11 protein-coding genes and 1 pseudogene are annotated in these 14,145 nt (G+C 59.3%); 7 read left to right on the plus strand and 5 right to left on the minus strand.

All coding sequences use genetic code 11. From position 1 onward, the window contains the following. The first annotated feature begins 94 nt into the window (after positions 1 to 94). Positions 95 to 1,201: an AI-2E family transporter gene (locus BKP54_RS16985; protein ID WP_025431313.1), complete on the plus strand. Its 1,107-nt coding sequence runs from the start codon at positions 95 to 97 to the stop codon at positions 1,199 to 1,201. Between the two features lie 41 nt (positions 1,202 to 1,242). Here the strand turns inward: BKP54_RS16985 and BKP54_RS16990 are convergent, their stop codons facing one another. Next, on the minus strand, positions 1,243 to 1,455 hold the full coding sequence (locus BKP54_RS16990; RefSeq protein WP_025431312.1) for a helix-turn-helix domain-containing protein: 213 nt from the start codon (positions 1,453 to 1,455) through the stop codon (positions 1,243 to 1,245). Between the two features lie 183 nt (positions 1,456 to 1,638). Between BKP54_RS16990 and BKP54_RS16995 the strand changes: the two genes are divergently transcribed. The 6 genes from BKP54_RS16995 to ugpC (BKP54_RS17020) all read left to right on the plus strand — a co-directional run bounded on the left by BKP54_RS16995 (position 1,639) and on the right by ugpC (BKP54_RS17020) (position 9,255). Next, positions 1,639 to 2,694 carry a LacI family DNA-binding transcriptional regulator gene (locus BKP54_RS16995; protein ID WP_025431311.1) on the plus strand — a complete coding sequence of 352 codons (1,056 nt, stop codon included), beginning with the start codon at positions 1,639 to 1,641 and terminating at the stop codon, positions 2,692 to 2,694. Positions 2,695 to 2,818: 124 nt separating this feature from the next. After that, positions 2,819 to 4,087, plus strand: coding sequence for a sugar ABC transporter substrate-binding protein (locus BKP54_RS17000; protein ID WP_025431310.1), 1,269 nt, complete (start codon positions 2,819 to 2,821; stop codon positions 4,085 to 4,087). A 103-nt stretch (positions 4,088 to 4,190) separates the two neighbouring features. Continuing rightward, complete coding sequence (locus BKP54_RS17005; RefSeq protein ID WP_084814605.1) at positions 4,191 to 5,087, plus strand: sugar ABC transporter permease; 897 nt, start codon at positions 4,191 to 4,193, stop codon at positions 5,085 to 5,087. Then, entirely contained in the window at positions 5,084 to 5,899 is an 816-nt protein-coding gene (locus tag BKP54_RS17010) for a carbohydrate ABC transporter permease (RefSeq protein WP_025431308.1), read from the plus strand. Before BKP54_RS17005 ends, BKP54_RS17010 begins: the two co-directional genes overlap by 4 nt. Positions 5,900 to 5,910: 11 nt before the next feature. Continuing rightward, complete coding sequence (locus tag BKP54_RS17015; protein WP_025431307.1) at positions 5,911 to 8,157, plus strand: glycoside hydrolase family 2 TIM barrel-domain containing protein; 2,247 nt, start codon at positions 5,911 to 5,913, stop codon at positions 8,155 to 8,157. 9 nt (positions 8,158 to 8,166) lie between these two features. Then, positions 8,167 to 9,255: a sn-glycerol-3-phosphate ABC transporter ATP-binding protein UgpC gene (gene ugpC, locus BKP54_RS17020; protein ID WP_025431306.1), complete on the plus strand. Its 1,089-nt coding sequence runs from the start codon at positions 8,167 to 8,169 to the stop codon at positions 9,253 to 9,255. A gap of 200 nt (positions 9,256 to 9,455) precedes the next feature. On the opposite strand, the gene ugpC (BKP54_RS17025) is transcribed toward ugpC (BKP54_RS17020), so the two are convergent. The 4 genes and pseudogenes from ugpC (BKP54_RS17025) to BKP54_RS17040 all read right to left on the minus strand — a co-directional run bounded on the left by ugpC (BKP54_RS17025) (position 9,456) and on the right by BKP54_RS17040 (position 14,071). Then, positions 9,456 to 10,502, minus strand: a complete 1,047-nt coding sequence (ugpC, locus tag BKP54_RS17025) for a sn-glycerol-3-phosphate ABC transporter ATP-binding protein UgpC (RefSeq protein ID WP_025431305.1) — start codon at positions 10,500 to 10,502, stop codon at positions 9,456 to 9,458. A gap of 23 nt (positions 10,503 to 10,525) precedes the next feature. Then, positions 10,526 to 12,247, minus strand: coding sequence for a beta-fructofuranosidase (locus tag BKP54_RS17030; RefSeq protein WP_084814606.1), 1,722 nt, complete (start codon positions 12,245 to 12,247; stop codon positions 10,526 to 10,528). Positions 12,248 to 12,250: 3 nt separating this feature from the next. Continuing rightward, positions 12,251 to 13,143, minus strand: a pseudogene (locus BKP54_RS17035) (carbohydrate ABC transporter permease). After that, a complete protein-coding gene (locus tag BKP54_RS17040) occupies positions 13,136 to 14,071 on the minus strand; it encodes a sugar ABC transporter permease (RefSeq protein WP_025431302.1) in 936 nt (311 codons plus the stop codon). Before BKP54_RS17040 ends, BKP54_RS17035 begins: the two are co-directional and overlap by 8 nt. Positions 14,072 to 14,145: the final 74 nt, after the last annotated feature.

Raw genomic sequence — 14,145 nt, forward strand, 5'->3', positions numbered from 1 at the left:
GTCTGTCTTGCAGGAAGACCGAAACAGGTAAATAATCACCCAAGTACCGAGCTACCTGGGAAGTCCGGATTGGCTGGGAAGGGGGGCAGTAACAATGGAGCCGAAGGTGACAATCCCTGAGCGCGCACCGTCGCTCTTGAGAATGCTCGACGCTGCACTTCAGATCGGACTCGTAGCCTTACTGATCTTTGCCTGTAGCCGCATCATATTGCCCTTTGCTGGCATCCTGCTCTGGTCGGTGATCCTCGCAGTCATGCTCTATCCGCTGCACCAACGCTTGGTCGCCCGGGTCGGCAATCGCTGGTCGGCGACGTTAATCGGGTTGGTCAGCGTTGCGCTGCTGCTGGTTCCATTGGTCATGGTTGTGACGTCGCTTGGATCTTCCATACTTGAGTTCGTCTCGGGCTTGCAAGACAGCAGCCTGACGGTGCCGCCGCCGCCGACATGGCTTGCCGACCTCCCGCTGGTCGGCCAGAAATTAACCGAGACATGGGCTCTCGTCGCGACAAACATGCCGGCGGCGCTTGCCAAGTACGGCAAGATGCTAGGTGGAATTGCATCATGGCTGGCGTCGTTCGCGGGCGGTTTGGCCGCCGGTCAGCTGTCATTCGTGCTTTCGTTCGCAGTCGCTGCCGTGCTCATCGCCTATGGCGATGGTGCCACCGAGTTCGCCAGACGTCTGTTGGAACGTATCACCGGCAGCAAGGCACAAGGTACCCGGCTGGTTGCAATGACGGCCGCGACGATTCGAGGTGTGGCGGTCGGCGTAGTCGGCGTGGCCGTCATCCAGTCGTTGCTGATCGGGATAGGCTTTTTTGCGATAGGTCTTTCGGCAGCCGGAGTTTTGACGCTTTTGGTGCTATTGTTTGCCATCGTGCAGGTGCCGGCGGTGTTGGTAACACTACCTGTCATAGCCTATGTTCTTGCGACAGAAGCGACCACGCCGGCGATCATCTTTTCGATCTGGACCATTATTGCCGGGCTCAGCGACAACCTCCTCAAGCCATTGATGCTCGGCCGCGGACTTGACGTTCCAATGCCGATCATTCTGATCGGTGTAATCGGCGGCATGATCGCTGACGGGCTTCTCGGCCTGTTTGTGGGCCCTGTGCTCCTGGCTGTTGGCTATGTACTGCTCATGGAGTGGCTGCGGGACGAACCCATTGAGGGCGGGCCGCGAACTGAATATCCGCCGCCATGATCGCGGTCATTGCTCTTGGCTTGCTGGCGATGTTGGCATAGTTAGCATTTCAGGTGCTGGCATCGGTTTTCGCCGCCCGTTACTTCGCCCGGACCTCCCTGTGGCGGGATGACTGCGAACACCTTGCGTTCGACTAGGCCGTCCTCTTCGAGTTCCCTTAGCTGCTTGATCAGGAGCCGCTGTGAGCAGTCACCGAGTTCTCTTTTCAGGGCATTGAGCCGCAAGGTACCCTTGCGAAGATGATACAGGATCATGCCTTTTCACTCGCCGCTGATGAGATTGAGCGCCGCATACATCGTGACCGTGGCGTCTGGCTGCGTTGGCGCCTAATTGAATGTTGTGGGTAAAAATTTACTAAAGACGATTTCGAAATGCCGTTGCATATGGCACATTCACCAATGACAACGATCGCCCTATGACAACAATGGAATGACGGCATGGTCACTATCAAGGAAATCGCCAAGAGCGTTGGCGTGTCGTCGGCTACGGTTTCGAGGGTGCTCAACTACGACCCCGCCCTGTCGATCTCACCGGCAAAACGGCAGGCGATCATCGAGACGGCCGAGGCTCTGAACTATGAGACCCCGCGCAATCGCAACAAGGCGAACGGACAGGCTGCCCCCAGCCTTTTGACCAAGCTCGTCATCGTGCATTTTCTCGAGCCTTCGGACGAGATTGCCGACCCCTATTACGTCGGCGTGCGGCTTGGCATCGAAAGCCGCTGCCGCGACCTGAGGACGGAGATCGTCAAGGTCTTCCATTCAGACGCGCTGCCTGAGGCGTCCCTGCTTGCAGGCGCATCGGGTGTCATCGTCATAGGCAAGCATTCCGACAACGAGATCGCATGGCTGAGCGAGTATGCTCCACATGTCGTTTTTGCCGATTTCGACCCGAGGAGCGACCTGATCGACAGCGTGTTTTCCGATGTGGGGCTCGCCACGTGCAAGATCCTCGACGCTCTGAAGTCCAGCGGATACAAGCGCATCGGCTTTATCGGCAGCCACGAGAACCTCAATGGCACTGTCCAGCATTTCGCCGAGCGCCGATGTGTGGCCTATATCGATTGGCAGAAGAAGAACGGCACCTTCGCGCCTGAGCTTTTGGCGCTCTCCGATTGCTCATCGGGTCAGAGCCTCCGGCTCGAAACCGGCTATCGTCTCGCGCGCGATTTGCTGTCGCTCACTGACCGGCCGGATGTGATCGTGACATCCAACGACAACATGGCAATCGGCACCTATCGGGCGATCCAGGAATTCGGCCTTTCGATCCCGGCCGACATTGGCGTCATATCCTTTAACGACATCCCCGTTGCCCAGTTCCTGACGCCGTCGCTGACCACGGTGCGCATCCATGGCGAACATATCGGCGAGACAGCCGTCGATCTGTTGCTCGAGCGCCTTTCCGGCCGCAGCTACGGCAAGCAGGTGCGCATAGCCACCGAACTCGTTTGGCGCGACAGCTGCCGCAAACCCCTGGAATCCTTGTCGTTGTGAGCAGCTCAACGCGCGTGATAAATATTTACTAAATATTCCTTGCGCGTTGCCTGAATTTCGGTAAATCTTGCGCGGACGGCAGGAGAGGAGAACCTGCCCTCAGCAAGTTTCTAGGGAGGAAACGATGTACCGCAAAACGAACCTGTCGCGCGTCGCGGCTGGCGTGCTCGCCGCAACAAGCCTGCTTGCGTCCACCGCCGCCTTTGCCGGGGAAGTCACGATCTGGTGTTGGGATCCCAACTTCAACGTTGCGATCATGAAGGAGGCGGCGGCGCGCTATAGCGCGAAGCATCCCGAAACGACGTTCAACATCGTCGATTTCGCCAAGGCGGATGTCGAGCAGAAGCTGCAGACGGCACTGTCGTCGGGCACCACTGACGCGCTACCGGATATCGTGCTGATCGAGGACTACGGTGCGCAGAAGTACCTCCAGTCCTTTCCCGGAGCCTTCGCCGAGCTTTCCAGCAAGGTCGATTTTTCCGGCTTCGCGCCCTACAAGGTTCAATTGATGACGATGGACGGGGCCGTCTACGGCATGCCGTTCGACTCCGGCGTCACCGGCCTCTACTACCGCAAGGACTATCTGGAGCAGGCCGGCTTCAAGCCAGACGACATGCAGGACCTGACCTGGGATCGTTTCATCGAGATCGGCAAGCAGGTCGAAGCCAAGACCGGCAAGAAGATGCTCGGCCTCGACGTCAACGATGCGGGCTTCATCCGCATCCTGATGCAATCCGCCGGCGGCTGGTATTTCGACAAGGACGGCAATCTTTCGATCGAGAACAACGCCGCCCTGAAGGCAGCGCTCGAAACCGAACAGAAGATCCTGCAGGCCAATATCCATAAGCCGGCTGCCGGCTGGACGGAATGGGTCGCGACCTTCACCTCCGGCGATGTCGCCACCGTGACAACAGGCGTTTGGATCACCGGTACGGTCAAGGCCCAGGCCGATCAGTCCGGCAAGTGGGGCGTGGCACCGATTCCGAAGCTTGACGTCGAGGGCGCCTCGGATGCGTCCAACCTTGGTGGTTCCAGCTGGTATGTTACCGCAAGCTCCGCCGAGAAGGACGAAGCCATCGACTTTCTCAACGAAGTCTATGCCAAGGACGTCGATTTCTATCAGAAGATCCTGACGGAGCGTGGTGCCGTCGGCTCGCTGCTCGCGGCCCGCAACGGTCCCGCCTATTCTGAAGCCGATGCCTTCTTTGGCGGCGAGAAGGTCTGGCAGAACTTCTCCGACTGGCTGGCGAAGGTTCCAGCGGTCAATTACGGCGTCTTCACCAACGAGGTGGACACGGCAGTAACGGCGCATCTGCCTTCGCTTGGCGAGGGCGCGCCCATCGATGACGTGCTGAAGGCGGTCGATAGCCAGGCGCAGGGCCAGATCCAGTAACGGCTCAAAGGCAGGCGGCAACCGCCTGCCTTCTCGCTCGGGCGCATGCGGCCATCACGTCGCGTGCCCTCCGCAACATCATCCCTTTTCGTTGAGGGCACCCATGGCTGCCGGCAAAACAGGCGGATTGAAGCGCTACTACGACCTGAACGGCTGGCTGTTCGTCGCCCCGTCCTTGCTTCTCATCGCAATCTTCCTCGTCTATCCGATTTTGCGCTCGCTCTACCTGTCCTTCTTCTCGGGCAAGGGAATGATGATGAAGTTTGCCGGCTTCGGAAACGTTGCACGGCTATGGAACGATCCGGTCTTTCTTCAGGCTCTGAAAAACACCGTCACCTTTTTCATCGTCCAGGTGCCGATCATGATCACGCTGGCGCTTCTGCTTGCCGCGGTCTTGAACAACGACAAGCTGAAGTTCATCGGCTTTTTCCGCACCGCCATTTTCCTGCCCTGCGTCGCCTCGCTCGTTGCCTATTCCGTGCTTTTCAAAAGCATGTTTTCCGTCGATGGCGTGGTGAACTCCGCACTTCTGGCGGTCGGCCTGATCGCCACCCCGATCGGCTGGCTGACGGAACCCTTCTGGGCCAAGGTGCTCGTCATCCTGGCCATCACCTGGCGTTGGACCGGCTACAACATGATCTTTTACCTTGCTGCCTTGCAGAACATCGACAAGTCGATCTACGAGGCGGCGCGGATCGACGGCGTGCCCGCATGGGCTCGCTTCGTCTACATCACAGTACCAATGCTGAAGCCGGTGATCCTGTTTACGACGATCATCTCGACCATCGGCACGATCCAGCTGTTCGACGAAGTCTACAACCTGACCGAGGGCCGCGGCGGCCCGGCGAACGCAACGATCACCCTCTCGCTCTATATCTACAATCTCACCTTCCGCTTCATGCCGAGCTTCGGCTACGCGGCGACCATTTCCTACGTCATCGTGATCATGGTGGCGCTTCTGTCCTTCCTCCAATTCTACGCGGCGAGGGATCGGTCATGAACGCCTCACGCCTGGCCACAACCGCATTGCAATACGCCTTCCTCGCGGCTGCAGCCTTCCTGTCGATTTTCCCGTTCATCTGGATGGTGATCAGTTCGACGAACAAGTCGATCGACATCATTAGCGGCAGAACGGGTATCGGAGATGCCTTTGGTACAAATGTCACCAACTTCTTCGCACAGGTCGACGTGCCGCTGGTTTTCTGGAACTCCACGAAGGTCGCGGTGCTTGCGACGCTTTTGACGATCGTCGTTTCGTCGCTCGCCGGCTACGGTTTTGAGATGTTCAGATCCAAGGCGCGCGACCGGATCTACGCGCTCGTGCTTCTGACACTCATGGTGCCGTTTGCCGCACTGATGATCCCGCTGTTCATGATGATGGCGAAGAGCGGTCTCATCAACACGCATATCGCCATCATGCTGCCGACGATCGCGTCCGCCTTCATCATCTTCTACTTCCGCCAGTCGACAAAGGCCTTTCAGACAGAGCTTCGCGACGCCGCCAAGGTCGACGGCCTCAAGGAATGGCAGATCTTTCTCTACATCTACGTTCCGGTGATGCGCTCGACCTACGCGGCCGCCTTCGTCATCGTCTTCATGACCAACTGGAACAACTACCTCTGGCCGCTCATCGTCCTCCAGTCGAACGAGACCAAGACGATCACCCTCGTCGTCTCCTCACTCGCCTCGGCCTACTACCCCGACTACGGCGTGGTCATGATCGGCACGATCCTTGCCACGCTCCCCACCCTCCTCGTCTTCTTCGTCATGCAGCGCCAGTTCGTACAGGGCATGCTCGGCTCAGTGAAATAGGAACGTCGTCAATGCGCATTACTGAAAACTTCAATGCCGACTGGGTCTTCCGCAACGGCTTCGAGCCGGCACATGTTCTAGCACTTCAGTCGGGCGAAACCGTGCGCCTGCCGCACAGTGCCGTCGAGCTGCCTTACAACTACTTCGACGAGACCGATTACCAGAAGCCCTTCACCTATCAAAAGCGGCTCGACTGGCGCCCGGAATTCGAGGGGCGCGAAGTCTCGCTCATCTTTGATGCCGCCATGGCCGACAGCGTCGTCTATCTGAACGGCAAGGAGATCATTGCACACAAGGATGGCTACACGCCCTTCGAGGCGCGTTTGACACCCCATTTGGTGCGTGGCGAAAACCTGATCACGGTCAAGATCGATGGCTCTGAGAACCCCGAGATCCCGCCCTTTGGCGGCCAGATCGATTACCTTTGCTATGCCGGGATCTACCGCGACGTCTGGCTGAAAGTGGCAAGCCCCGTCTCGATCGCCAATGTGAAGATCGAGACGCCGGATGCGCTTGCCGAAAAGAAGTCCGTCACCGCTCGTGTCTTTCTCTGCAATCCGCAGGGGCACGCCTTGTCCGGCACGCTTTCCGCCAAGATCCGCCGCAAGGGTGGTGGCGACGTTGCGGCTTCCTCGATCAAGTTCGATGGCAACGAGGTGGCCCTCACCTTTCCCGATCTCACCGATATCGAACTCTGGGATATCGACAACGCGGTGCTCTACGCCCTGTCGCTCAAACTTGAGACAGAGTACGGCGAAGACGTGCTGACGCAACGTTTCGGTTTCCGCACTGCGCTCTTCACGCCGGAAGGCTTTCTGCTGAACGGCAGGCCATTGAAACTGCGCGGATTGAACCGGCACCAGGCCTTTCCCCACACCGGCTATGCCATGGGGCGGCGCGCGCAGGAAAAAGACGCCGACATCCTGAAGCATGAACTCGCCTGCAATGTCGTGCGCACATCGCACTATCCGCAGTCGAAGTGGTTCATCGAGCGCTGCGACGAGATCGGCCTGCTCGTTTTCGAGGAAATACCCGGTTGGCAGCATATCGGTGGTGAAGCCTGGCAGAAAGAATCGATCGAGAATGTGCGCCGCATGATCGAGCGTGACTGGAACCATCCTTCGATCATCATCTGGGGCGTTCGCATTAACGAGAGCCAGGACAACCACGCCTTCTACGCGGAGACGAACCGACTTGCGCGCGAACTAGATTCCACCCGCCAGACCGGCGGTGTGCGCTTCATCACCAATTCGGAATTGCTCGAAGACGTTTACACGATGAACGACTTCATCCTCGGAAACGAGGAGTTGCCGGGCAACAACCGCGGGCGCGTGGTCCTGCGCGATCGGGTGGAGACGACGGGTATTCGCCGGCCGATCCCCTATATGATCACCGAATACAACGGCCACATGTATCCGACCAAGCGCTTCGACCAGGAACAGCGACAGGCCGAACATGTGACGCGTCACCTCTTGATCCTCAACGCCGTTGCCGGCGACCAGGACATTTCCGGCTCCACCGGTTGGTGCATGTTCGATTACAACACCCACAAGGACTTCGGCGCCGGCGACCGTATCTGCTATCACGGCGTGCTCGACATGTACCGGATACCGAAACTTGCGGCCTATGCCTATGCCTCGCAGGGGGATCCGAAGGACAATGTCGTGCTTCAGCCGGTGACCTTCTGGGCACGCGGCGAGCGCAATATCGGCGGCGTACTGCCGCTGATCGTGCTGACGAACTGTGATTATGTCGAAGTGAAGTTCGGCGAATGGCCGGCAAAGCGGATCTACCCCGACAGGGAGAACTACCCGCATCTGCCGCATCCTCCCGTCGTGCTCGACCTGCGCAGCGTGACGCCGGAAGAATTCGGCACCTGGGGTCGGGTCTGGCGCGAAGGTACCTTCACCGGCTACGTCGACGGCAAACCTGTGAAGACGCTGACCCTTCCGGCCGACCCGGTCCCGGCGACGCTGGAGGTCGTAGCCGACGATACGGAGCTTCGCGCCTGCGAAAAGGATTCGGTGCGCGTGGTGGTGCGCGCGCTTGATCAATGCGGCAATCTGCTGCCCTATTTCGAGGAGCCCGTCCTGCTTTCGCTGGATGGCCCCGGCCGGATCATAGGGCCCTCAGAACATACGCTTAAGGGCGGCGCGACCGGCTTCTGGATCGAAGCCGGCGAGGCCAAGGGCAAGCTTGAGCTGACGGTGGCGAGCCGCCGCTTCGAGACCCAGTCCGTCACCTTTACCGTCAGCTGAGTAACCGCCATGGCCGAAGTCCGTCTCACCGACATTCGCAAGCGCTTTGGCGCGCTCGAAATCATCAAGGGCGTCGATCTGTCGATCGAAGCCGGAGAGTTCGTCGTCTTCGTTGGCCCATCGGGCTGCGGAAAGTCGACGCTGCTGCGTATGATCGCCGGTCTGGAGGATATCTCCTCCGGCGAACTCACCATCGGCGGCGACGTCATGAACGACGTTGACCCCTCCAAGCGCGGCATCGCCATGGTGTTTCAATCCTATGCGCTTTATCCGCACATGACGGTGCGCGAGAATATGGGCTTCGCGCTCAAATTCGCCGGTATGGCAAGAGAGGAAGTCGATAGCCGGGTCAACGACGCGGCACGAATTCTCGAGCTTGAACCGCTGCTGGATCGCAAGCCGAAAGCGCTCTCGGGTGGTCAGCGGCAACGCGTCGCGATCGGCCGCGCCATCGTGCGCAATCCGCTCGTCTTCCTGTTCGACGAGCCGCTGTCGAACCTGGACGCCGAGTTGCGTGTGCATATGCGCGTCGAAATCGCCAAGCTGCACAAGGAACTGAAGTCGACCGTCATCTACGTGACGCATGACCAGGTGGAAGCGATGACGCTGGCCGACAAGATAGTCGTCCTGCGGTCTGGTGTCGTCGAACAGGTGGGCGCACCACTCGATCTCTACGACGACCCGGCAAACACCTTTGTTGCCGGATTTATCGGCTCACCGCGCATGAATTTTCTGAAAGGCCATGTCGCAAGCGTCGCAGACGGCCGCGTGACAGTGGCACTGACGAGCCAGCCCGGTGTGGTGTTGACACTTCCTCTTACATCGACATCCATTGCCACCGGCGACGTCGTAACCCTTGGAATTCGTCCCGAGCATTTTCTCGCTGAAGGGAAGGGTGACGTTGATCTCACGGTGAAGGTCGATGTGGCAGAGCACCTCGGCAATACCAGCTATGTCTACGCTCATGTTTCCGACAGCGAGCGGATCATCATCGAACACGGTGACGTCCGTAATATCGCAAGTCGCGAAACCCTCAGCATCGGCATCGCCGCATCGCGGTCCTTCCTGTTCGACATGGATGGAATCCGTCTCAGATAGCGAAATTTGCGGCGCAGAGGCGACCCGTATCGTTTTCCTAGCCGCTTCGGCTCGACCGATGGCTACGCGTTATCGCTGCCCGAAGGGAGAGGCAAGAGCTGTCCTGCCCCACGCCGGCCTCGAAGAAACGCCACTTGCGCACAAGTCTTCGAACTGTGCGCAAGCGGTGCCGAAACCCGTCAACTGACGAAACCATTGTCTCAGTTCAATCGCGCGCCCTGTGACGAAAACAGGTGGATTTTCGCCAGATCAGGGGCGATCGTCACGGTCTGCCCGGGTCGAAGCTCCATTCGATCGCGGATCACCAATGTCGTATCGAATGCGCCGAGCTTGACGACCAGATGCGTCTCGGCGCCAGTCGGCTCCACCACGCCGACTGTCGCTTGGATGCCGCTCTCGGCAATAGCCAGATGCTCAGGCCGGATGCCATAGGTGTGCGCAGCACCGCCGGAGTAATTCGGCGGCAGCGGAAGCGCTTTGCCGTCCTCTGTGACGAACTGCCCATCGAGGATCGAGCCGTGGAAGAGGTTCATCGCGGGCGAACCGATGAACGTGGCGACAAAGGTGTTTACGGGCCGATCATAGAGGTCGAGCGGCCGGCCGATCTGCTCGACGACACCACCACGCATGACGACGATGCGGTCTGCCATTGTCATTGCCTCGATCTGATCGTGCGTGACGTAGACTGTCGTTGTCTTCAGCCGCTGGTGCAGATCCTTGATTTCGGCACGCATGGTTACGCGCAGTTTGGCATCGAGGTTCGACAGCGGTTCGTCGAACAGAAACACCTGGGGATGACGGACGATCGCACGGCCCATCGCCACGCGTTGGCGCTGGCCTCCGGAAAGTTGCTTCGGCAGGCGGTCGAGCAAAGGTTCGAGTGCCAGGATATCGGCCGCCTCCTTTACCCTGTTTTGGATCGCGGCCTTGTCCTGTCCCTTCAGCTTCAGCGCAAATCCCATATTCTCCGCCACAGTCATATGTGGATAGAGCGCGTAGCTTTGGAAGACCATGGCGATATCGCGTTCCTTGGGCGCGATATCGTTGACAACGCGGCCGCCGATGCGGATCTGGCCACCGCTGATGTCTTCGAGACCGGCAAGCATACGCAGCAATGTCGATTTTCCGCATCCAGAGGGCCCGACGAGTGTGACGAACTCGCCATCCTCGATGTCGATGGAAACATCGTGAATAACCGGAACGGCGCCATATTGCTTTCTAACCTGTTCGATAGTGACAGATGCCATTGCTTATTCCTCCCCTTGCGCGATCACAGTTCGAGTTGCCAGATCGTGGCGGCGGTAATGTTGTCCGCGGGCGCTGATAGGCGTGCCGTGCTGACGGTGGCAAAGCCTGGCAGACGTTTCGTTCCCGTCCAGCGACCGTTGTCGGCGAAGACCTCAATCGAGCCGACATCGAGGAAAATACGCAGCGTCGACGGTTGCGCCCCGACGGCGATGTATCGCGGTGCGCCCTTGCCGTCCGGCAGGTCGTAGTGGATGATCAGGCCTTCCGGTCCGAGCTGAACGCCGAGACCAACGTCCGGATGATCAAGCTCGAGATGAAACTGCGCACCCGGCGCCGCGAGTTCGATGACGATCTCGACCGCCCCGTTGTTAAGGCCGACAGGCTCCTGCCCCTTGAGTTTGTTGTCGTCGATCAGGTCACGACGCAGCGTCGCAACCGTTTCGACCGGCGGCGTCAGCAATGCGTCCTTTTCCAGCAGCAGCTGGCGAGGCAGTGTCATTGCCGTCGGAAAGTCTACTTTTTTTGACACCTCGGTCCAGTTGGCAAGCCAGGCGATGCCGATCGGCCCGGATCGATCGACGAATGCCTGGAAAGCATAGGCATCGGTCGCGAAATCCAGTTCCTGCTCGAATTCCTTGACGAAGCTGCGGCCGTCGAAGCGGCCGACCGTTGCCGCTGTGATGTTCCGGCGGCCGGTCTGCGGGTCGCGGCTCGTCAGCAGTCCGAAGATGAGCGCCCAGCGCGTTTTCGGATCATCAGCCGGGCCGTCGAGCGGCACGATGCACGGGCACTCCGCCGCCGTCATCCCGTACCGGTCTTCCCGGTGGATAATGCCGACAAAGGTCCAGTCGGAGGCACCGTTCGGATCGCCACTTTCGTAGAGCAGGACGACGCCGCCGGCGCGGTCGCGGCTGCCAATCAACATTTTCCAAAGGTGGTCCGGGCCCTTGAAGACATAGGGGTCGCGAAAGTCGAGCGTCAGGTCAAGACCGGACGGCCGGTCAGCAAGAATGATCTCTTGCGCGCCAAGCGTGATCTGGTCGTGCGATACCGCCGTCAATTGGATCTGCTCTTCGGGTTCCCGGTCCTTGACCTGCTCGGTGAAGAAGACACGGATACCCGGTTCACCAGACGATAGTGGAATTGCCGAGCCGGAAAACGCCCCGCCGCGGCCATCGGCGCGGGCCGAAAGGTCCGAGGAGGGAAACAGGAAGATCGGCAAGTGTCGCCAATGAATGTAGTCGTCCGATACGGCATGGCCCCAATGCATGGTGTTCCAGCGCAGGCTGTGCGGATAGTGCTGGTAGAAGAGATGGACATGGTCGCCAAAACGGCCAAACCCGTTGGGATCGTTCATCCATCCGAAGGGTGGGCGGAAGTGGTACCCGCCGGCGACCGTCGGCGCCGCATTTTCCCGGCTGCTGTGCAGGATCTGAACGCCCTCGGTCAGAACATTCTGGTGCTGAAAGGCATAGGCAACGGAGACGAGCGTTGTGGTCGGATCATAGGCGAGAACGGTTCGACCGCCCTGCCCCAATTCCAGGCTGCGCTGCTCGAATTCGTCGCTGTTGGACGCGATCAGACGGTTGATTTCGCGGCCGCCCACGGTCGCTCTGATCTCGACCGACGTTCCAGTTTGTCTCGCCTTGAGCCAGATGTGGATCGTGGTCGCATCCGCAAGGACTGCACTGATCGTCTCGACGTCTGCGGCGGCGGCCGAAGCGGTTTCTGCATGCTTTGTCATTGATCAACCTTTCACGGCCGAGCCAACGAAGGAACTCACGAACAGCGCTGGAAGGCAAGATAGAGGGCGAGGATAGGCAGCATCATCAACACGGATGCGGCCATGGCGCGGTCCCAATAGATGCTGTCCTGGCCAAAGAACGTGGCGATCGCGACGGCGAAGGGCCGCGCATAATCGGTCTGGGTGACGAGGATCGGCCAAAGGTACTGGTTCCAGCTCTCGATCCCCATCAGGATCGAGACGGTGGCAAGTGCCGGCAGGCTGAGCGGCAGGAAAATCGACCGGTAGATGCGAAAGATCGATGCTCCGTCGATCTGCGCAGCCTCGAAGAGCTCCTTCGGAAGCTGGGCAAAGAATTGGTAGAAGAGGAAGATATAGAGCGGGCTGGCGATCCAGGGCACGATCTGCACGGCGAATGTATCCGTCATTCCGGCGCGTGACACCATGATCACGAGCGGCATGATGATGCTTTCCTGCGGAATGACGTAGAGGGCTATGACCAGTGAAAGGATCACTGCGCGGCCACGCACGGAGCCCCAGGCAAGGACAAAACCTGCCATGGAATTGACGATCAGGCCCGACCCGACCGTCAGCGCGAGGATGATTAGCGAATTCACCAGATAGCGCCCAAAGGCAAGCTCGCCTGAGAAATTGCCGACCTCCGCAAAGTTGGCGAGGGTCGGATCGGAGACCCAGAACGCCCTGAAACTCCCCATGTCGGCCAGGATCTGGAAACGATCGTCCTTCAGGCTGGCAATCAGCAGCATGAACAGGGGGGAGACGATGACGAGCGCGATAACAAGGATGCAGGCCGTCTGGACGATGCGTAGCGAACCAACGGCCGAGCGGGTGCGCATCACCTGCGCGTGCGGTGTGGAAATTGCGATATCAGACATCGAAACGCCTCAGAAGTTGACGCTGAAGCAGCGCGATAACGAGAACGATGAGAAAGAGAATGACCGATACGGCCGAAGCATAGCCGAGCTTCTGCTCCTCGAAGCCGGAGCGCACCATGTAGTGGACGACCGTCTCCGTGCTGCTCTTGGGACCGCCTTGGGTCAGGATGGCGACCTGCGTATAGAGCTTGAACGCCTGGATTGTCGTAATCACCAGAACGAAGACATGGGTCGGCCGCAAGCCCGGCATGGTCACATGCCAGAAGCGCTGCAGCGGGTTTGCGCCGTCGATCCGTGCTGCGTCGTAGAGTTCATCCGGAATGGACTGAAGGCCGGCGAGATAGACGATCATCTGGAAGCCGTAGGCCTGCCAGGCCGACAGCAGGACGATCGAGAACATTGCCCAGTTGGGGTCCCCGAGCCAGTCGATCGGTTCGATGGCTCCGCCCGACAGGAAACCGATCACCTGGTTGAACGGTCCGGTCGGGTATTGAAAGAGCGTTCCCCAGATGACGCAGACGACGACCATCGACGTGATCGCAGGCAGGAAGAACAGTCCGCGAAAGAGATTTCGAAATGGCATCTTCTGGTGCAGCAGCAGTGCGGTGGCAAATGCCAGGCCGCATTGCACCGGCAGGATCCAGAAAGTGAAACGCGAGACGTTCCAGAGCGATGTCCAGAAGAGATCGTCCCTAAAGATGCGCAGGAAGTTGCCGAAGCCGACAAAACGGACCGGCGTTGGCCGCGGGACCAGCGGTTGATTGGTCATCGCCGTCCAGAAAGACAACAGGAACGGAACGATAAGGAATATCGTCAGCAGCACCACCGCCGGCGCAAGCATGCCCATCTCCTGAAACAGCCGGCTCTTGTCCCGGCGCCAGGCGGGACGCGCTGCAATCGCCGGCTCGGCTGATTGTTGCAATGTCATATTCTCCTCCTCCTTAGATCGATGCGCAGGCCGGCGACGGGTACGATGGCGTTAGACCGGCTGCGGCCGCGCCA

The organism is Ensifer sp. 1H6 (assembly GCF_001976035.1).
Taxonomy (GTDB): Bacteria; Pseudomonadota; Alphaproteobacteria; order Rhizobiales; family Rhizobiaceae; genus Ensifer; species Ensifer canadensis.